At 68.5% G+C, this 16,963-nt stretch carries 22 protein-coding genes; 21 read left to right on the top strand and 1 reads right to left on the bottom strand.

What is annotated here, in order from left to right; all coding sequences use genetic code 11:
- The first annotated feature begins 10 nt into the window (after positions 1-10).
- From rpsH to Q5716_RS11755, 20 genes are all read left to right on the top strand, one after another.
- Positions 11-409: a 30S ribosomal protein S8 gene (rpsH, locus tag Q5716_RS11660; protein WP_305003313.1), complete on the top strand. Its 399-nt coding sequence runs from the start codon at positions 11-13 to the stop codon at positions 407-409.
- Positions 410-415: 6 nt separating this feature from the next.
- Positions 416-952 carry a 50S ribosomal protein L6 gene (gene rplF, locus Q5716_RS11665; protein ID WP_305003314.1) on the top strand — a complete coding sequence of 179 codons (537 nt, stop codon included), beginning with the start codon at positions 416-418 and terminating at the stop codon, positions 950-952.
- Positions 953-954: 2 nt separating this feature from the next.
- Positions 955-1,326, top strand: a complete 372-nt coding sequence (rplR, locus tag Q5716_RS11670; RefSeq protein WP_305003315.1) for a 50S ribosomal protein L18 — start codon at positions 955-957, stop codon at positions 1,324-1,326.
- Positions 1,323-2,024, top strand: a complete 702-nt coding sequence (gene rpsE, locus Q5716_RS11675; RefSeq protein WP_305003316.1) for a 30S ribosomal protein S5 — start codon at positions 1,323-1,325, stop codon at positions 2,022-2,024. Before rplR ends, rpsE begins: the two co-directional genes overlap by 4 nt.
- Positions 2,024-2,209 carry a 50S ribosomal protein L30 gene (rpmD, locus tag Q5716_RS11680; RefSeq protein WP_305003317.1) on the top strand — a complete coding sequence of 62 codons (186 nt, stop codon included), beginning with the start codon at positions 2,024-2,026 and terminating at the stop codon, positions 2,207-2,209. Before rpsE ends, rpmD begins: the two co-directional genes overlap by 1 nt.
- Positions 2,209-2,937 (top strand): 50S ribosomal protein L15, encoded by a 729-nt coding sequence (gene rplO / locus Q5716_RS11685; RefSeq protein ID WP_305003318.1) that lies wholly within the window; start codon positions 2,209-2,211, stop codon positions 2,935-2,937. The genes rpmD and rplO overlap by 1 nt, the downstream gene beginning before the upstream one ends.
- A gap of 77 nt (positions 2,938-3,014) precedes the next feature.
- Positions 3,015-4,340: a preprotein translocase subunit SecY gene (gene secY, locus Q5716_RS11690; protein WP_305003319.1), complete on the top strand. Its 1,326-nt coding sequence runs from the start codon at positions 3,015-3,017 to the stop codon at positions 4,338-4,340.
- The gene (locus Q5716_RS11695) at positions 4,341-4,940 is read left to right on the top strand and encodes an adenylate kinase (protein WP_305003320.1); all 600 of its coding nucleotides are present in this window, start codon (positions 4,341-4,343) and stop codon (positions 4,938-4,940) included.
- Between the two features lie 169 nt (positions 4,941-5,109).
- Complete coding sequence (gene infA / locus Q5716_RS11700; protein WP_305003321.1) at positions 5,110-5,331, top strand: translation initiation factor IF-1; 222 nt, start codon at positions 5,110-5,112, stop codon at positions 5,329-5,331.
- Between the two features lie 61 nt (positions 5,332-5,392).
- On the top strand, positions 5,393-5,509 hold the full coding sequence (gene rpmJ, locus Q5716_RS11705; RefSeq protein ID WP_129072182.1) for a 50S ribosomal protein L36: 117 nt from the start codon (positions 5,393-5,395) through the stop codon (positions 5,507-5,509).
- A 190-nt stretch (positions 5,510-5,699) separates the two neighbouring features.
- Positions 5,700-6,080: a 30S ribosomal protein S13 gene (gene rpsM, locus Q5716_RS11710; RefSeq protein WP_305003322.1), complete on the top strand. Its 381-nt coding sequence runs from the start codon at positions 5,700-5,702 to the stop codon at positions 6,078-6,080.
- 31 nt (positions 6,081-6,111) lie between these two features.
- A complete protein-coding gene (gene rpsK / locus Q5716_RS11715) occupies positions 6,112-6,510 on the top strand; it encodes a 30S ribosomal protein S11 (RefSeq protein ID WP_305003323.1) in 399 nt (132 codons plus the stop codon).
- Between the two features lie 176 nt (positions 6,511-6,686).
- The gene (locus Q5716_RS11720; protein WP_305003324.1) at positions 6,687-7,682 is read left to right on the top strand and encodes a DNA-directed RNA polymerase subunit alpha; all 996 of its coding nucleotides are present in this window, start codon (positions 6,687-6,689) and stop codon (positions 7,680-7,682) included.
- Between the two features lie 39 nt (positions 7,683-7,721).
- A complete protein-coding gene (rplQ, locus tag Q5716_RS11725; protein WP_305003325.1) occupies positions 7,722-8,336 on the top strand; it encodes a 50S ribosomal protein L17 in 615 nt (204 codons plus the stop codon).
- A gap of 59 nt (positions 8,337-8,395) precedes the next feature.
- Positions 8,396-9,412, top strand: coding sequence for a GNAT family N-acetyltransferase (locus Q5716_RS11730; RefSeq protein WP_305003326.1), 1,017 nt, complete (start codon positions 8,396-8,398; stop codon positions 9,410-9,412).
- A 24-nt stretch (positions 9,413-9,436) separates the two neighbouring features.
- Positions 9,437-10,306: a tRNA pseudouridine synthase A gene (locus Q5716_RS11735; RefSeq protein WP_305003327.1), complete on the top strand. Its 870-nt coding sequence runs from the start codon at positions 9,437-9,439 to the stop codon at positions 10,304-10,306.
- 170 nt (positions 10,307-10,476) lie between these two features.
- Positions 10,477-10,923 carry a 50S ribosomal protein L13 gene (gene rplM, locus Q5716_RS11740; protein WP_305003328.1) on the top strand — a complete coding sequence of 149 codons (447 nt, stop codon included), beginning with the start codon at positions 10,477-10,479 and terminating at the stop codon, positions 10,921-10,923.
- Positions 10,924-10,953: 30 nt separating this feature from the next.
- A complete protein-coding gene (rpsI, locus tag Q5716_RS11745) occupies positions 10,954-11,442 on the top strand; it encodes a 30S ribosomal protein S9 (protein ID WP_305003329.1) in 489 nt (162 codons plus the stop codon).
- A 19-nt stretch (positions 11,443-11,461) separates the two neighbouring features.
- Positions 11,462-12,823, top strand: a complete 1,362-nt coding sequence (gene glmM, locus Q5716_RS11750; RefSeq protein ID WP_305003330.1) for a phosphoglucosamine mutase — start codon at positions 11,462-11,464, stop codon at positions 12,821-12,823.
- Between the two features lie 141 nt (positions 12,824-12,964).
- The gene (locus Q5716_RS11755; RefSeq protein ID WP_305003331.1) at positions 12,965-14,065 is read left to right on the top strand and encodes a hypothetical protein; all 1,101 of its coding nucleotides are present in this window, start codon (positions 12,965-12,967) and stop codon (positions 14,063-14,065) included.
- 11 nt (positions 14,066-14,076) lie between these two features.
- On the opposite strand, the gene coaA is transcribed toward Q5716_RS11755, so the two are convergent.
- Positions 14,077-15,024 carry a type I pantothenate kinase gene (gene coaA / locus Q5716_RS11760; RefSeq protein ID WP_305003332.1) on the bottom strand — a complete coding sequence of 316 codons (948 nt, stop codon included), beginning with the start codon at positions 15,022-15,024 and terminating at the stop codon, positions 14,077-14,079.
- A gap of 55 nt (positions 15,025-15,079) precedes the next feature.
- Here coaA and glmS point away from each other — a divergent pair, with 55 nt between their 5' ends.
- Positions 15,080-16,933 (top strand): glutamine--fructose-6-phosphate transaminase (isomerizing), encoded by a 1,854-nt coding sequence (gene glmS / locus Q5716_RS11765; protein ID WP_305003333.1) that lies wholly within the window; start codon positions 15,080-15,082, stop codon positions 16,931-16,933.
- The last annotated feature ends 30 nt before the right edge of the window (positions 16,934-16,963 follow it).

The raw sequence follows: 16,963 nt of genomic DNA on the forward strand, positions 1-16,963 counted from the left end.
AACCCATCACATGACGATGACAGATCCGGTCGCAGACCTGCTGACCAGACTGCGTAACGCCAACTCGGCGTACCACGACCAGGTGTCGCTGCCGAACAGCAAGCTCAAGGCGCACATCGCGGAGATCCTCAAGAACGAGGGCTACATCTCCGCATGGAAGGTCGAGGACGCGCGCGTCGGACAGACGCTCACGATCGACCTCAAGTACGGCCCCAACCGCGAGCGCTCCTTCGTGGGCATCAAGCGCGTTTCGAAGCCCGGCCTGCGCGTGTACGCCAAGTCGACCGAGATCCCCAAGGTCCTCGGCGGCCTCGGCGTGGCCATCCTGTCCACCTCCTCCGGACTCCTCACGGACAAAGAGGCGACTCAGAAGGGCGTGGGTGGGGAAGTCCTCGCCTACGTGTGGTAGCCAGTCATGTCACGAATCGGACGTCTCCCCATCGCCATCCCGGCTGGTGTCGACATCAAGATCGACGGCCAGGATGTCGCGGTCAAGGGCCCGAAGGGCGAGCTCAAGCTCACCGTCGCGAGCCCCATCGCCGTCGCCATCGAGGATGGCCAGGTCCTGGTCACCCGCCCCGATGACGAGCGCAACTCGCGCTCGCTGCACGGGCTCACCCGCACCCTCATCGCGAACCAGATCGTCGGCGTGACCGACGGGTACTCCAAGGGCCTCGAGGTCGTCGGTACCGGTTACCGCGTGCAGGCGAAGGGCAACTCGGTCGAGTTCGCGCTCGGCTACTCGCACCCGATCACGGTGGACCCGCCCGCGGGCATCACGTTCACCGTCGAGGGCAACAACAAGCTGACCGTCAGCGGCATCGACAAGCAGGCCGTCGGCGAGGTCGCGGCGAACATTCGCAAGCTGCGCAAGCCCGAGCCGTACAAGGGCAAGGGCGTGCGCTACGCGGGCGAGGTCGTCCGTCGCAAGGCCGGAAAGAGTGGTAAGTAGTCATGGGTCTCGGAACCAGAGGTAAGAGCAAGTCGGCGGCCAAGGACCGCCGCCACGCCCGCCTTCGCAAGAAGGTCGTCGGCACGGCGGAGCGTCCTCGCCTCGTCGTCACCCGCTCGGCCCGTCACGTCTTCGTCCAGGTCGTCGACGACTCCAAGGGTCACACCGTGGCGTCGGCGTCCACCCTCGAGGCGGACCTGCGCACCTTCGACGGCGACAAGACCGCGAAGGCCCGCAAGGTCGGCGAACTCGTCGCCGAGCGCGCCAAGAAGGCCGGCATCGAGGCGGTCGTCTTCGACCGCGGCGGCAACCGCTACGCAGGACGGGTCGCGGCGATCGCCGACGGCGCCCGGGAAGGCGGGCTGGCGCTGTGAGCGACGAAACTACGAACAAGGAGCAGGACGTGGCCGCTGAGGCAACTGAGGCCGTCGTCGTGGATGCACCCGCGACGGAGACCGCGAACGAGCCCCGCGAGGCGCGTCGCGGCGGCCGTGAGCGCAACCCCAACCGCGACCGCAACAGCGGCCGTGACGCCGAGAAGAGCCAGTTCCTCGAGCGCGTGGTGACCATCAACCGCGTGTCCAAGGTCGTGAAGGGTGGTCGTCGCTTCAGCTTCACCGCTCTCGTGGTCGTCGGCGACGGCAACGGCCTCGTCGGCGTCGGCTACGGCAAGGCGCGCGAGGTCCCCACCGCGATCTCGAAGGGCGTCGAGGAGGCGAAGAAGAACTTCTTCCGCGTCCCGCGTGCCGGAGCGACCATCCCGCACCCCGTGCAGGGTGAGGCCGCCGCCGGTGTCGTGCTCCTGCGTCCGGCCTCCGCCGGTACCGGTGTTATCGCCGGTGGCCCGGTCCGCGCCGTGCTCGAGTGCGCGGGCATCCACGACGTCCTGAGCAAGTCGCTCGGCTCGTCGAACACGATCAACATCGTGCACGCGACCGTTGCTGCCCTCCAGCAGCTCGAGGAGCCTCGCGCGGTCGCCGCGCGTCGCGGCCTCGAGGTCGAGCACGTCGTCCCGGCGCGCCTCCTGCGCGCCGAAGCCGAGTCCTCGGCTGCAGCGAAGGCAGGTGTCTGATGGCCGCGCGCCTGAAGGTGACCCAGATCAAGTCCACGATCAGTGAGAAGCAGAACCAGCGCCACACGCTGCGCAGCCTCGGGCTGCACCGCATCGGTGACGTCGTCGTCCGCGAGGACAACAAGCAGAACCGCGGCTACGTGCGGACTGTTGCTCACCTCGTGAAGGTTGAGGAGATTGACTAATGGCTGACGAAGCCACTGAGAAGAAGGCCCCTGCCAAGGCCGCTGCGCCCAAGGCCGCGGCTGCGAAGGCTCCGGCCAAGGCTGCGGCCGACAAGCCGGCCGCCGAGAAGAAGGCGCCCGCGAAGGCTGCCGCCGAGAAGGCCCCCGCAGCCAAGGCTCCGGCCAAGGCCGCTGCCCCCACGGCTGCCGCCGCGAAGGCCGACGACACCGCTGCCGCCAAGGCTCCGGCGAAGTCGACCGCCGCGAAGGCTCCCGCGAAGAAGGCCCCCGCGGCCGACGTCGCGTCGCGCCCGCAGATCCTCAAGGCGCACCACCTCCGCCCCGCTGCCGGTGCGAAGAAGGACAAGACCCGCGTGGGTCGCGGTGAGGGCTCGAAGGGTAAGACGGCCGGTCGCGGTACCAAGGGAACGAAGGCGCGCTACCAGGTGCGCCCGGGCTTCGAGGGCGGCAACCTGAACTTCGTCATGCGGGCGCCGAAGCTTCGCGGCTTCAAGAACCCGTTCCGCGTCGAGTACCAGGTCGTGAACCTCGAGAAGCTCGCCGAGCTCTACCCGAAGGGCGGGGATGTCACGATCGCCGACCTCGTCGCCAAGGGCGCCGTCCGCAAGAACGAGAAGGTCAAGGTTCTCGGTACGGGTGACATTACGGTTAAGCTGAACGTTGCAGTCGACAAGGTCTCCGGCTCTGCCGAGCAGAAGATCGTCGCGGCTGGCGGTTCGGTCAAGTAACCAACCCTCGCGGTTTACTCGGGTGGGGTTCCTGACGGAGCCCCACCCGACTGCTTACCCCAAGTATCGGAGGCCTTGTGTTTAGAGCTGTCGCGCGGATCTTCCGCACGCCCGACCTTCGCAGGAAGATCGGGTTCACGCTCGGCATCGTCGCGCTGTTCCGCCTCGGGTCGTTCATCCCGGCCCCGTTCGTCGACTTCGGCAACGTCCAGGTCTGTCTCGCGAGCAACGCGGGCACCTCCGGCCTCTACGACCTCGTCAACCTCTTCAGCGGCGGGGCGCTGCTTCAGCTGTCGATCTTCGCGCTCGGCATCATGCCGTACATCACCGCGTCGATCATCGTGCAGCTGCTGCGCGTGGTCATCCCCCACTTCGAGACCCTCTACAAGGAGGGCCAGGCGGGCCAGTCCAAGCTCACGCAGTACACCCGGTACCTGACGATCGCGCTCGGCGTCCTCCAGTCGACGACCCTCATCACCGTCGCCCGCAGCGGCTCGCTCTTCCCGTCGAACACGGGAGTCGCGGAGTGCAGCCAGCTCATCACCAACGACGCGTGGTACGCGATCATGCTCATGGTCATCACGATGACCGCCGGCACCGGCCTCATCATGTGGATGGGCGAGCTCATCACCGAGCGCGGCATCGGCAACGGGATGTCGCTGCTCATCTTCACGTCGATCTCCGCGACCTTCCCGAGCGCTCTGTGGGGCATCCAGCAGAACCGCGGCTGGGAGATCTTCCTCATCGTGATCGCGATCGGCATCGTCGTCATGACGGGCGTCGTGTTCGTCGAGCAGTCGCAGCGGCGCATCCCGGTCCAGTACGCGAAGCGCATGGTCGGCCGGCGCACGTACGGCGGCAACAACACGTACATCCCGATCAAGGTCAACATGGCGGGCGTCGTGCCGGTCATCTTCGCGTCGTCGCTGCTGTACCTGCCCGCGCTCATCGCGCAGTTCAACCAGCCCCAGTCGGGCGAGTCACCCGCCGCGTGGGTCACCTGGATCCAGAACTACCTGACCAAGGGCGACCACCCGCTCTACATGCTCCTGTACTTCCTGCTCATCGTCGGATTCACGTACTTCTACGTCGCGATCACCTTCAACCCGGAGGAAGTCGCCGACAACATGAAGAAGTACGGCGGCTTCATCCCGGGCATCCGGGCCGGTCGTCCGACGGCGGAGTACCTCGACTACGTGCTCACCCGAGTGACATTGCCTGGCTCGCTGTACCTCGGTCTGATCGCCCTCATCCCGCTCATCGCCTTCGTGTGGGTCGGCGCCAACCAGAACTTCCCGTTCGGTGGCGCGAGCATCCTCATCATCGTCGGCGTCGGGCTCGAGACGGTGAAGCAGATCGACTCCCAGCTCCAGCAGCGCCACTACGAGGGGCTGCTCAGGTAGATGACTCGACTTCTTCTCATCGGCCCGCCGGGGGCGGGCAAGGGGACTCAGGCGGTTCGCCTCGCCGAGGCGTACGGCGTGCCGGCCATCTCGACGGGCGATATCTTCCGCAGCAACGTCAAGAACGAGACCGAGCTCGGCAAGCAGGCGAAGGCGTTCATGGACGCCGGAGACAACGTGCCCGACTCGCTCACGAACGCGCTCATCCGCGACCGGCTCGCCGAGGCGGATGCCCAGGGCGGCTTCCTCCTCGACGGCTACCCGCGCACGGCCGACCAGGTTCGTGAGCTCGACGAGTACCTGGCGAGTCACGGCGAGGCGCTGGACGTCGTCGTCGAGCTCGTGGCGGATCCGGACGTCGTCGTCGAGCGGCTGCGCAAGCGCGCCCTCGAGCAGGGCCGCAGCGATGACGACGAGTCGGTCGTCCGCCACCGGCTCGAGGTCTACCGCGAGCAGACGGAGCCGCTCATCGACATCTACGACGAGCGCGGGCTCCTCGTGAAGATCGACGCGCTCGGCGCGATCGACGAGGTCACCGCCCGGATCACGGATGCTCTGTCCGGCCGCGGCATCGGCCTCCCGGACGCTGCGACGGCCTGAGCCGCCGTCCGCTCCTGGCGATACCACACAAGTGGCGAAACGCCCGGGAATGACGTAAGCTGGATCCTTGGTGTTTTGGGCCGCTTTCGGCGTGCCCGCGATGCTCTCCGGAGCGTCGGCACCGAATCCCCGCAGACCAGCGAACCACACTTTTAGCGACGAAGAGGCTATGGCCAAAAAAGACGGTGTCATCGAGATCGAAGGATCCGTGATCGAGGCTCTCCCCAACGCGATGTTCCGCGTTGAGCTGACCAACGGTCACAAGGTCCTCGCTCACATCTCGGGCAAGATGCGACAGAACTACATCCGGATCCTCCCCGAGGACCGCGTGGTCGTCGAGCTCAGCCCGTACGACCTGACCCGCGGCCGTATCACCTACCGCTACAAGTAAGGCTCGCTGAGAAGTAACGGCCCCGCCCTCGCGGGGTACGAAGACAGCGAAAAGGAACATCATGAAGGTCAACCCCAGCGTCAAGCCCATCTGCGACCACTGCCGCGTCATCCGCCGCAACGGCCGCGTGATGGTCATCTGCAAGTCCAACCCGCGTCACAAGCAAAGGCAGGGTTAGAGCAAGGGCCATTTCTGGCCCTTGCCCCTGGCTTTGCCGGGGCCGTCTCGGCCCCGGACCAGGGCTAAATACCAACAACTGAACACAGAACAGAACAGCACCACGAACCGGCTCCGGCCGGGGACACCCAGGGTTGGAGGCCTTGGCACCGGTGCTGTCCACACCTCCACTCACTAACAGGAGAGCCACAATGGCACGTCTCGCCGGCGTCGACATTCCGCGCGACAAGCGCGTGGAAGTCGCACTGACGTACATCTACGGTGTCGGCCGCACTCGGTCGCTCAAGACCCTCGCGGACACCGGAATCAACGGAGACATCCGGGTCAAGGACCTCACGGATGACCAGCTCATCGCCCTTCGCGACTACATCGAGGGCAACTTCAAGGTCGAGGGTGACCTCCGCCGCGAGGTGGCCGCCGACATCCGTCGCAAGGTCGAGATCGGCAGCTACCAGGGCATCCGCCACCGTCGCGGCCTGCCCGTCCACGGTCAGCGCACGAAGACCAACGCTCGCACCCGCAAGGGTCCGAAGCGCACTGTTGCCGGCAAGAAGAAGGCCGGCCGCAAGTAAGCGGCAGCCAGGATCAAGGAGAAACTGAGGAATGGCTGCACCCAAGGCCGCCGCGCGCAAGCCGCGCCGCAAGGAGAAGAAGAACGTCGCGCTGGGCCAGGCGCACATCAAGTCGACGTTCAACAACACCATCGTGTCCATCACCGACCCCACGGGGGCCGTCATCAGCTGGGCCTCGTCCGGCGCCGTCGGCTTCAAGGGCTCGCGCAAGTCGACCCCGTTCGCCGCGCAGCTGGCCGCCGAGTCGGCCGCCCGCCAGGCGCAGGAGCACGGCATGAAGAAGGTCGACGTCTTCGTCAAGGGCCCGGGCTCGGGTCGCGAGACGGCGATCCGCTCGCTTCAGGCCGCGGGCCTCGAGGTCGGTTCGATCAACGACGTCACGCCGCAGGCGCACAACGGGTGCCGCCCGCCGAAGCGTCGTCGCGTTTAGCTCGGTTGGGGTGGAGGCCATTTCTGGCCTCCACCCGGCTAAACGCCGCGACCGTCTCGGTCGCGGTTGCGTAGTACCACCATCACCAGCGCGTTAATAACTCAACAGACCGACGGGCCAGCCACTCGTCGTATCCAGGTGTCAAATAGCGGACACCTCGCCGAAAGGAATCACCAGTGCTCATCGCACAGCGCCCCACCCTTGCTGAGGAGAACATCTCCGAGTTCCGCTCGCGGTTCGTCATCGAGCCGCTTGAGCCCGGCTTCGGCTACACGCTCGGCAACTCCCTCCGCCGCACCCTTCTCTCGTCGATCCCCGGTGCTGCCGTCACCAGCATCCGCATCGACGGTGTCCTGCACGAGTTCAGCACGGTCCCCGGTGTCAAGGAGGATGTCACCGAGATCATCCTGAACATCAAGAACCTGGTCGTCTCGAGCGAGCATGACGAGCCGATCACCGCCTACCTGCGCAAGCAGGGCGCGGGCGAGGTCACGGCCGCGGACATCTCGGCTCCGGCGGGCGTCGAGATCCACAACCCGGACCTCGTCATCGCCACCCTGAACGACAAGGCCAAGTTCGAGCTCGAGCTCACGATCGAGCGCGGCCGCGGCTACGTCTCGGCGACGCAGAACCGCAGCGAGTTCAGCGAGGCGGGCCAGATCCCGATCGACTCGATCTACTCGCCCGTCCTCAAGGTCACCTACCGCGTCGAGGCCACCCGCGCCGGCGAGCGCACCGACTTCGACCGCCTCGTGGTCGACGTCGAGACCAAGTCGGCGATCAGCCCGCGCGACGCGGTCGCCTCGGCCGGTCGCACGCTCACCGAGCTGTTCGGTCTCGCCCGCGAGCTCAACAACGCGGCCGAGGGCATCGAGATCGGCCCGGCGCCGGTCGACGCCGTGCTCTCGAGCGAGCTGAGCATGCCGATCGAGGACCTCGACCTCTCCGTGCGCAGCTACAACTGCCTCAAGCGCGAGGGCATCAACACGGTCAGCGAGCTCGTCGCCCTCTCGGAGACGCAGCTCATGAACATCCGCAACTTCGGCCAGAAGTCCGTCGACGAGGTGAAGGACAAGCTCGTCGAGATGGGCCTCTCGCTCAAGGACAGCGTGCCCGGCTTCGACGGCGCGCACTTCTACGGCGGCTACGACGACGACGAGACCAACGCCTAGGCCCGCGCCGCAGCGACTGAGTACTGGAGAACTGGAACAATGCCTACACCCACCAAGGGACCCCGCCTCGGAGGCGGCCCGGCGCACGAGCGACTGCTGCTCGCGAACCTCGCCGCGGCGCTCTTCACCCACAAGAGCATCAAGACGACCGAGACGAAGGCCAAGCGCCTGCGTCCCGTCGCCGAGCGCCTCATCACGTTCGCGAAGCGCGGCGATCTGCACGCGCGTCGTCGCGTGCTCGCCGTGATCGGCGACAAGAGCGTCGTGCACGAGCTCTTCACCGAGATCGCGCCGCTCGTCGAGAACCGTGAGGGCGGCTACACGCGCATCACCAAGCTCGGCTTCCGCAAGGGCGACAACGCGCCGATGGTCCAGATCGAGCTCGTGCTCGAGCCGGTCAACCCGAAGCCGAAGTCGGCGAAGAAGTCCGCCGCCGCTGAGAAGCCCGCCAAGGCTGAGGCCGCTCCGGTCGAGGAGACCGAGGAGGCTCCCGCCGAGGACAGCAGCGCAGCCGACAGCACCGAGGAGACCGAGACGGTCGCCGAGGTCGAGGAGGCCGCCGCCGAGGACACCGCGTCGACCGAGTCCGCTGACGTCGCCGAGGAGGCCGCGGACGCCGACGCCGAGGTCGCCGCCGAGGACGAGGCCAAGTAGTCTCTCGCAATCCCAGTGTGAACCCCGCCCTGACCGGGCGGGGTTCTACTGTTTAAGGCATGACCGAGCGACCCCTGAGCGAACGCGTCAGCGCCCCGGCCCGCCTGGACCTGCCCGAGGGCCCGGATGCGATGACCTGGCGCAGCGCGACCACCGATGACATCCCGGCTCTCTACGAACTGGAGCGCGAGGTGAGCGCGGCCGATCACCCGCACTACACGACCCCGCTCGAGGAGTTCGAGGACGACTTCGCGGCCTCGTTCATCGACATCGCGACCGACACGGTGGTCGCCGTCGAACCGGATGGCACCATCCAGGGCTGGGGCCTGGTGATCCTGTCGCCCGGGCAGCGGACGCTCGTGCGCACGATTCTCGCCGGGGCGGTGCGACCGTCCGCGCGCGGGCGCGGGCTCGGCCGCCGCATCCTCGGCTGGCAGGTCGCACGAGCGGAGCAGCTGCTCGCGACCTCCGAGAAGACCCTGCCCGGGTGGGTGCTCGCCTATGTCCAAGAGAACGTCGCGGATGCCCGAGCCCTCTTCGAGCGGGCGGGGCTGTCGATCGCCCGCTATTTCCTCGAGCTGCGGCGCGACCTCTCCCAGCCCATCCCCGAACTCGGCGGCGGGCTCACGATCGAACCATTCACGCCCGAGCGCTCGGGCGCAGTCCACGCGGCCGTCGTGGACGCCTTCCAGGACCACTGGGCAAGCCAGCCGATGAGCGACGAGCAGTGGGAGACGTTCACCGCGCGCTCCATCGCCCGACCGGACCTGAGCGCGGTGGCGATCGTCGACGGCGAGGTAGCGGGCTTCGTGCTCGCCTCCGTCAACGATGAGGACTGGGAGGGCCAGGGTTTCAGCTCCGCGTACATCGATCTCGTCGGCGTCCCGCGGGCGTTCCGGGGACGCGGCATCGCGCCGGCCCTCCTCGCGCACAGCATGCGGGCGATGGCGGCCGAGGGGCTCGAGAAGGCCGTTCTCGACGTCGACTCCGACAGCCCCACGGGCGCCCTCGGCCTGTACCAGAAGGTCGGCTTCGTCGAGTCGCACCGCAGCATCGCCTACACCCGCGAGTACTGACCCGGGCGGCTACGCTTGGCAACCGTGACCGACGAGCCGACTACCCGCCTGCGGCTCGACCTCGCCTACGACGGCGCCGCCTTCTCGGGGTGGGCGGCCCAACCCGGGCTGCGGACCGTGCAGGGCGTGCTCGAGGATGCCCTCGCCACCGTCTTCTCGCGCGCCCCCGACCCGCCGCGGCTCACGGTCGCCGGCCGCACCGACGCCGGGGTGCACGCGACGGGCCAGGTGGCGCACCTCGACCTCACACCGCGGCAGCTTGCGCGACTCGCCAAGCCGCACGGCTCCCGCCCGTCCCCCGATCCCGCGGAGGCGCTGGCTCGACGGCTCAACGGCATCGCGGGGCTGCGCAGCGATGTGGTCGTGCGCGCAGCATCCGTCGCCCCTGCCGGCTTCGATGCGCGGTTCTCGCCGGTCTGGCGGCGGTACGGCTACCGGATCGCGGATGCTGCGGCCGAGCGCAACCCGCTGCACCGCGGTTACACCGTCTGGTACCCGGCCGAGCTCGACGTCGAGGCGATGAACTCCGCAGCCCGGCAACTGCTCGGTCTCGCGGACTGGGCCGCGTACTGCCGGCCGCGCGAGGGGTCGACGACGATCCGCGAGCTGCAGGAGTTCGAGTGGGTTCGCGAGGCCGACGGGGTCGTGGTGGCCTACCTCAAGGCCGACGCGTTCTGCCACAGCATGGTGCGCGCGCTTGTGGGCGCGGGCGTCTCCGTGGGGGAGGGCAAGCTGCCGGGGGAGCGGCTGCTCGGGATCCGCGAGGAGGCCCAGCGCACGAGCGAGTTCAAGGTGATGCCGGCCGCCGGCCTCACGCTCCTCGAGGTGGGGTATCCGGCCGACGAACTGCTCGCGGCGCGAGCCGAGCAGACCCGCGCTCGCCGTGACGTTTGACCCGGGGCATCCTGTCGCCTAAGCTTGACCCTTGGTGTTTCGCGTCCTGCGCGCGTCTCGCCCGATCATGAGCCCTCCACAGGGTGGATTCCCCGGCCATCGGCCGAGGAATGCCCCGCCGGAGCGGGATTCACGAGCCTCTTCATCGATCAACGGAAAGCAGCACTACTGTGACGCGCACCTTTACGCCCAAGGCGGACGACATCACTCGCGAGTGGGTCATCATCGACGCCACCGACATCGTCCTCGGCCGCCTCGCCAGCCACGCTGCCTCGCTCCTGCGCGGCAAGCACAAGGCGATCTTCGCCAACCACGTCGACACCGGCGACTTCGTCATCATCGTCAACGCCGACAAGGTCGCCCTCACCGGCTCCAAGCTCGCGCAGAAGAAGGCGTACCGCCACTCGGGCTACCCGGGCGGCCTCCGCGCCACGAGCTACACCGAGCTCCTCGAGAAGCACCCGACGCGCGCCGTCGAGAAGGCCGTGCGCGGCATGCTCCCGAAGAACTCGCTCGGCCGCGCCCAGCTCTCGAAGCTGAAGGTCTACGCCGGTGCCGAGCACCCGCACGCCGCGCAGCAGCCGAAGCCGTACACCCTCACCCAGGTCGCCCAGTAAGCGGCAGCGAAGAACTAAGGACTTATTACTGTGGCCAGCATCCAGGATTCCATCGACGAGACCGTCGTCGAGAGCTTCACGACTGAGACCCCCGCCGCCGAGGCGCCGAAGGCTCCCCGCCCCGTTCTGAACGTGTCGGGTGCCGCGGTCGGCCGCCGCAAGGAGGCCATCGCCCGCGTGCGTCTCGTCCCCGGCGCCGGTACCGCGACCGTCAACGGCCGCGACCTCGCCGAGTACTTCCCCAACAAGCTGCACCAGCAGCTCATCAACGACCCGTTCAAGGTGCTCGACCTCCTCGGCTCCTACGACGTGACCGCCCGCATCACCGGTGGTGGCCCCTCGGGCCAGGCCGGGGCGCTGCGCCTGGCGATCGCTCGTGCGCTCAACGAGATCGACCGCGAGAACAACCGACCCACCCTCAAGAAGGCGGGCTTCCTGACTCGTGACGCGCGCGTCATCGAGCGCAAGAAGGCCGGTCTCAAGAAGGCCCGCAAGGCGTCGCAGTTCTCGAAGCGCTAAACCCGCTTCTCGGGCGACAATGCCTCGTCTCTTCGGCACGGACGGCGTCCGCGGCCTGGCGAACAGCGACCTGACGGTCGAGATGGCCCTCGGGCTCGCCCAGGCCGCCGCCGTCGTGCTCGGCAAAGGCCGCGTGGCCGACGGCCGGCGCGCCTCAGGGCGCCGTCCGGTCGCGGTCATCGCGCGCGATCCGCGGATCTCCGGGGAGTTCCTTGCGGCAGCGGTCGCGTCGGGACTCGCGAGCTCGGGCGTCGACGTGTACGACGCGGGGGTCATCCCGACTCCGGCGGCGGCGTTCCTCGTCGCCGACTTCAAGGCCGACCTCGGCGTGATGATCTCGGCGTCGCACAACCCCGCGCCGGACAACGGCATCAAGTTCTTCGCGACCGGCGGGACGAAGCTGCCCGACGAGGTCGAGGATCGCATCGAAGCCGCCCTGGATGCCCCGAAGCTCAGCCCCACGGGCGGCGACGTGGGTCGCATCCGTCGCTTCTCCGACGCCGAGGACCGCTACATCGTCCACCTGCTCTCGACCCTCCCGCACCGGCTCGACGGGCTGCACGTCGTGCTCGACTGCGCGCACGGTGCGGCCGCGGGCGTGTCGCCGCAGGTGTTCACGGATGCCGGCGCCCAGGTCACCGTGATCGGCGCCGACCCCGACGGACTCAACATCAACGAGGGCGTCGGATCGACGCACCTCGGGCCGCTCCGGGCCGCCGTGGTCGCTCACGGAGCCGACCTCGGCATCGCCCACGACGGCGACGCGGACCGCTGCCTCGCCGTCGACGCGCAGGGCAACGTCGTCGACGGCGACCAGATCATGGCGATCCTCGCCCTGTCGATGCACGAGCGCGGGGTGCTCCACGACAACACGCTCGTCGCGACCGTGATGAGCAACCTGGGGCTGCGCCGCGCGATGGCCGACCACGGTATCCGGATGCTCGAGACCGCGGTCGGCGACCGCTACGTGCTCGAGGCGCTCGGCGAGCACGGCCTCTCCCTCGGCGGTGAGCAGTCGGGCCACGTGATCATGACCAAGTTCGCGACGACGGGGGACGGCATCCTCACCGGTCTGCACGTCGCGGCGGAGATGGCTCGCACCGGCAAGTCGCTCGCGGAACTCGCCTCCGTCATGACGGTCTACCCGCAGGTGCTCGTGAACGTTCGCGGCGTCGACCACCACGGCCTCGCGGCGGACGAGGTCATCGCCCAGGCCGTGCGCAGTGCGGAGGAGCGCCTCGGTGACTCCGGTCGAGTGCTGTTGCGACCCTCCGGTACCGAGCCGATGGTGCGCGTGATGGTCGAGGCGGCCGACCAGTCGGTCGCCGACGAGGTGGCGGAGTCCCTCGCCGCGATCGTGCGCGAGCGCCTCGCCCTGTAGCCCCCCGCAGCGCGGGCGCTCCGAGTTGCGAGTTCCGCACCTTCGCAGACCCGTGCCAGCCGCACGAGGGTGCGAAAGTCGCAACTCGGCGTCGCGACCGACGCGTGGCGAGCTGAGTTCACGACCCGCTAGCCTGACCGCATGATCCAGTCGATCCTCACCAAGATCTTCGCCGGCGCCTTCCTCGGTGGTGTGGTGGGGGCTCTCGTCACGGGGGACTGGATCTACATCCTCGTGTGGGCGTTCGCGATGTCCGCGTTCATCCTCCTCGCGGTGTTCGGCGGCGTGCGGCGGGGTCGCGGTGCTGACCCGTTCGCGGTGGCCCGCGTGGAGACCGTCACGCGAACGGGACGGGAGCAGGACGGCGCTCAGGAGCTGGCGGTCCGCCTGACGGTCGCCCCAGAGGGCGAGAGCGCCTACCAGACCACCACGCTGACGCACGTTCGCACGGACGAGCTGCGCACCTTCACTCCCGGGACGATCGTGATCGTCGGAAGGCTCGGTCCGCAGCGCCCGGATGTCACGATCACGCCCGTCGGGCCCGAAGCGGTGACGGCGCGAGCGCAGCAGGCGCGTACCGATCAGTCGATCATCCCGCCCGCGTCATCCGTACCCGCGTGGGAGACGGCGACCACGACGACGCCGGGCACGCTCCGGCCGGGCACGCGACTCATTCCTCGCGGCGGGCAGCTCGCGATCTCGCTCTCGATCATCCTCGTGACGGCGGTCGCCACGACGATCCCTGCCTGGGGGTCCATCGCGCGGGCCGCCGAGAGCGCCGCCGCCGCGGACTGGGACGGCACGAACCTCATCACGGGACGATTCCAGCAGGACGCGGTGGATGCCGTGGCCGAGGTCGTCGGCGGCTACGAGTTCACGAACATCGGTTTCTACGACACCTATCTCGTGGTGGACGCGCCGACCACACCCGGGGCGACGACGACCGACACCTACATGTACCGCTACGGCCGAGCCTGGCGCGAGGGTCCCGAGTTCATCCAGCCGACCGATCTTGAGGCCGAGCTCTTCGACGGCTCCGGGCTCGACTTCGGACAGGTCGCCGCGGCCGCCGAGCTCGCCCTCGAGGATGCCGCACTCGACAACGCCGACGTCTACGCGTCGGTCGCGCGCGACCCCGCAGCCGAGGTGGACGGGCCGATCATCAGTATCTACGTCTCTGGCGATTACGGCAGCAAGTCGTACGTGTTCGACTTCGACCTGCGCCTCGTGCGCAGCAGCTAGCAGCTCGCCGGCTAGTTCTTGCGCAGCAGCACGCTGTGCACGGCGTGGCTCGCGCCCTTGCGCAGCACGAGGTTGGCGCGCGCCCGCGTCGGCAGGATGTTCTGCACGAGGTTGGGCTCGTTGATCGACTTCCAGATCGAGGATGCCCGTGCCCGGGCCTCCTCCTCGGTGAGCGACGCGAACCGGTGGAAGTACGACAGCGGGTTCGAGAACGCCCCGCGCTGCAGCGAAAGGAAGCGCTCCTCGTACCAGCGCGCGATGTCGGTCGTGCGGGCATCCACGTAGATCGTGAAGTCGAAGAGGTCGCTCACCGCGAGACTGCGGCCGGAGGGGGCCGGCTGGAGCACGTTGAGGCCTTCGACGATGAGCACATCGGGGGAGTGCACGGTGATCTCGGCATCCGGCACGATGTCGTACGCGAGGTGAGAGTAGAAGGGGGCGCGGACCTCGGGCTCGCCCGCCTTGACCCGGCTCACGAAGCGCAGCAGCGCACGCCGGTCGTAGGACTCCGGAAAGCCCTTGCGTTCCATGAGCCCGCGGCGCTCGAGCTCGGCGTTCGGGTAGAGGAACCCGTCGGTCGTGACGAGCTCGACGCGCGGCGTGCCCTCCCACCGGGTGAGGAGTTCGCGGAGCAGTCGGGCGACGGTCGACTTGCCGACGGCCACCGAGCCGGCGACCCCGATCACGAAGGGCGTCGGCTGCGAGGTCGTCCCGAGGAAGGTGCTCGTGACATCGTGCAGGTGCTGCGCGCCCTCCGCGTAGAGGCTGAGCAGCCGGGACAGGGGGAGGTAGACCTCTTCGACTTCACGGAGGTCGAGGGCATCCCCGAGTCCGCGCAGTTCGACGACCTCGGTCTGGGTGAGGGGCGCCTCCATGCGTGGCGCGAGGGCCGCCCAGTCGCCCCGGTCCAACTCGATGAACGGCGACACGTGGCCGGTCGAGGAGGAGGGCTCAGGCATCCCGACCAGCCTAGCGGCGAGGGTGAGCACAGTTCGGCCAACTACAATCGACCCCATGTGTGGAATCGTGGGCTACGTCGGCGACAACAAGAGCCTGGAGGTGCTCCTCGGCGGCTTGAAGCGGCTCGAGTACCGCGGCTACGACTCCGCGGGCGTCGCGGTGCTCGACGAGTCGGGAAGCCTCGGCACGCGTAAGCGCGCGGGCAAGCTCCAGGTGCTCGTCGACGACCTCGCCGACCGGCCGCTCGGCAACGGATCGACCGGCATCGGCCACACGCGCTGGGCGACGCACGGCGGCCCGACCGACCGCAATGCCCACCCGCACCTCTCCGCCGACGGCAAGCTCGCGCTCATCCACAACGGCATCATCGAGAACTTCGCGGAGCTCAAGGCGGAACTGCTCGCCGAGGGCGCCGAGTTCACGAGCGAGACGGACACCGAGGTCGCAGCCCTCCTCGTCGGCAAGGCCTACGCCGAGTCGGGCGATCTCACCGAGGCCCTGCGCGCGGTCGTCCAGCGCCTCCACGGCGCGTTCACCCTCCTCGTGATGCACGAGGACCAGCCGGGCGTCGTCGTCGGCGCCCGCCGCAACTCCCCTCTCGTGATCGGGCTCGGCGACGGCGAGAACTTCCTCGGCTCCGACGTGGCGGCGTTCGTCGAGTACACGCGACGCGCCGTGGCGATCGGCCAGGACCAGATCGTGACGATCCGCACCGACTCGGTCGACGTCATCGACTTCGACGGCAACCCGGTCGAGGCCGACGAGTTCGAGATCGCGTGGGATGCCTCCGCCTCCGAGAAGGGCGGCTGGTCGAGCTTCATGGCGAAGGAGATCAGCGAGGAGCCGGAGGCGGTCGGCAACACGATCCTCGGGCGCACCCACGACGGACTCGTGCACCTCGAGGAGCTCGCGCCGATCGGCGATGCAGCGCTCAAGGACGTCGACCGCATCGTCATCATCGCGTGCGGCACCGCCGCTTATGCCGGGATGCTCGGCAAGTACGCCATCGAGCAGTGGGCGCGCATCCCGGTCGACGTCGAGCTCTCGCACGAGTTCCGCTACCGCGACCCGATCCTCTCCGACCGCACCCTGGTGATCTCGATCAGCCAGTCGGGCGAGACCATGGACACGCTCATGGCGGTCAAGTACGCGATGGCTTCCGGCGCTCACGTGCTCTCGGTCTGCAACACCCAGGGGGCGACGATCCCGCGCGAGTCCCACGCCGTCGTCTACACCCACGCGGGGCCCGAGGTCGCGGTCGCGTCGACGAAGGCGTTCGTCGCCCAGGTCACGGCGCTCTACCTCATCGGACTTCACCTCGCCGCCGTGCGCGGCACCCTCGACGAGGCGGCTCACCGCTCCGCCGTCGACGAGCTCGCATCGGTGCCCGCGAAGATCTCCGAGGTGCTCGAGGTCTCGCAGGCGGAGATCGGCCAGCTGGCGCGCTGGATGACGGAGACGCAGTCGGTGCTGTTCCTCGGCCGGCACGTGGGCTTCCCGGTCGCGCTCGAGGGGGCTCTCAAGCTCAAGGAGCTCGCCTACATCCACGCCGAGGGCTTCGCCGCGGGCGAGCTCAAGCACGGCCCGATCGCGCTCATCGAGCCGGGCCAGGTCGTGTTCGTGATCGTGCCGAGCCCGCGCGACCCGTCGTCGCTGCACCCCAAGGTCGTCTCCAACATCCAGGAGATCCGCGCCCGGGGCGCTCGCGTCATCGCGATCGCCGAGAAGGGGGATGCCGCCGTCCTCCCGTTCGCGGACGAGGTCATCCCGATCCCGCTCGCGGGCTCCCTCTTCGAACCGCTGCTCGCGGTGGTGCCGCTGCACATCTTCGGCATGGAGCTGGCAGCCGCGAAGGGGCTCGACGTGGACCAGCCGCGCAACCTCGCCAAGTCCGTGACCGTGGAGTAACGTCCCGCCAGTCCCGTCGGTAGGGGGGAG

The sequence above is a fragment of the Antiquaquibacter soli genome (genome assembly GCF_030580675.1).
Taxonomy (GTDB): domain Bacteria; phylum Actinomycetota; class Actinomycetes; order Actinomycetales; family Microbacteriaceae; genus Rhodoglobus; species Rhodoglobus soli.

Coding starts and splice junctions, on each gene's coding strand:
- glmS (WP_305003333.1), top strand. CDS start 15,080: ATGTGTGGAATCGTGGGCTACGTCGGCGACAACAAGAGCCTGGAGGTG.
- rpmJ (WP_129072182.1), top strand. CDS start 5,393: ATGAAGGTCAACCCCAGCGTCAAGCCCATCTGCGACCACTGCCGCGTC.
- rplO (WP_305003318.1), top strand. CDS start 2,209: ATGGCTGACGAAGCCACTGAGAAGAAGGCCCCTGCCAAGGCCGCTGCG.
- rpsM (WP_305003322.1), top strand. CDS start 5,700: ATGGCACGTCTCGCCGGCGTCGACATTCCGCGCGACAAGCGCGTGGAA.
- Q5716_RS11730 (WP_305003326.1), top strand. CDS start 8,396: ATGACCGAGCGACCCCTGAGCGAACGCGTCAGCGCCCCGGCCCGCCTG.
- rpsK (WP_305003323.1), top strand. CDS start 6,112: ATGGCTGCACCCAAGGCCGCCGCGCGCAAGCCGCGCCGCAAGGAGAAG.
- coaA (WP_305003332.1), bottom strand. CDS start 15,024: ATGCCTGAGCCCTCCTCCTCGACCGGCCACGTGTCGCCGTTCATCGAG.
- rplF (WP_305003314.1), top strand. CDS start 416: ATGTCACGAATCGGACGTCTCCCCATCGCCATCCCGGCTGGTGTCGAC.
- Q5716_RS11755 (WP_305003331.1), top strand. CDS start 12,965: ATGATCCAGTCGATCCTCACCAAGATCTTCGCCGGCGCCTTCCTCGGT.
- infA (WP_305003321.1), top strand. CDS start 5,110: ATGGCCAAAAAAGACGGTGTCATCGAGATCGAAGGATCCGTGATCGAG.
- glmM (WP_305003330.1), top strand. CDS start 11,462: ATGCCTCGTCTCTTCGGCACGGACGGCGTCCGCGGCCTGGCGAACAGC.
- rpsH (WP_305003313.1), top strand. CDS start 11: ATGACGATGACAGATCCGGTCGCAGACCTGCTGACCAGACTGCGTAAC.
- Q5716_RS11695 (WP_305003320.1), top strand. CDS start 4,341: ATGACTCGACTTCTTCTCATCGGCCCGCCGGGGGCGGGCAAGGGGACT.
- rplQ (WP_305003325.1), top strand. CDS start 7,722: ATGCCTACACCCACCAAGGGACCCCGCCTCGGAGGCGGCCCGGCGCAC.
- rplR (WP_305003315.1), top strand. CDS start 955: ATGGGTCTCGGAACCAGAGGTAAGAGCAAGTCGGCGGCCAAGGACCGC.
- rpmD (WP_305003317.1), top strand. CDS start 2,024: ATGGCCGCGCGCCTGAAGGTGACCCAGATCAAGTCCACGATCAGTGAG.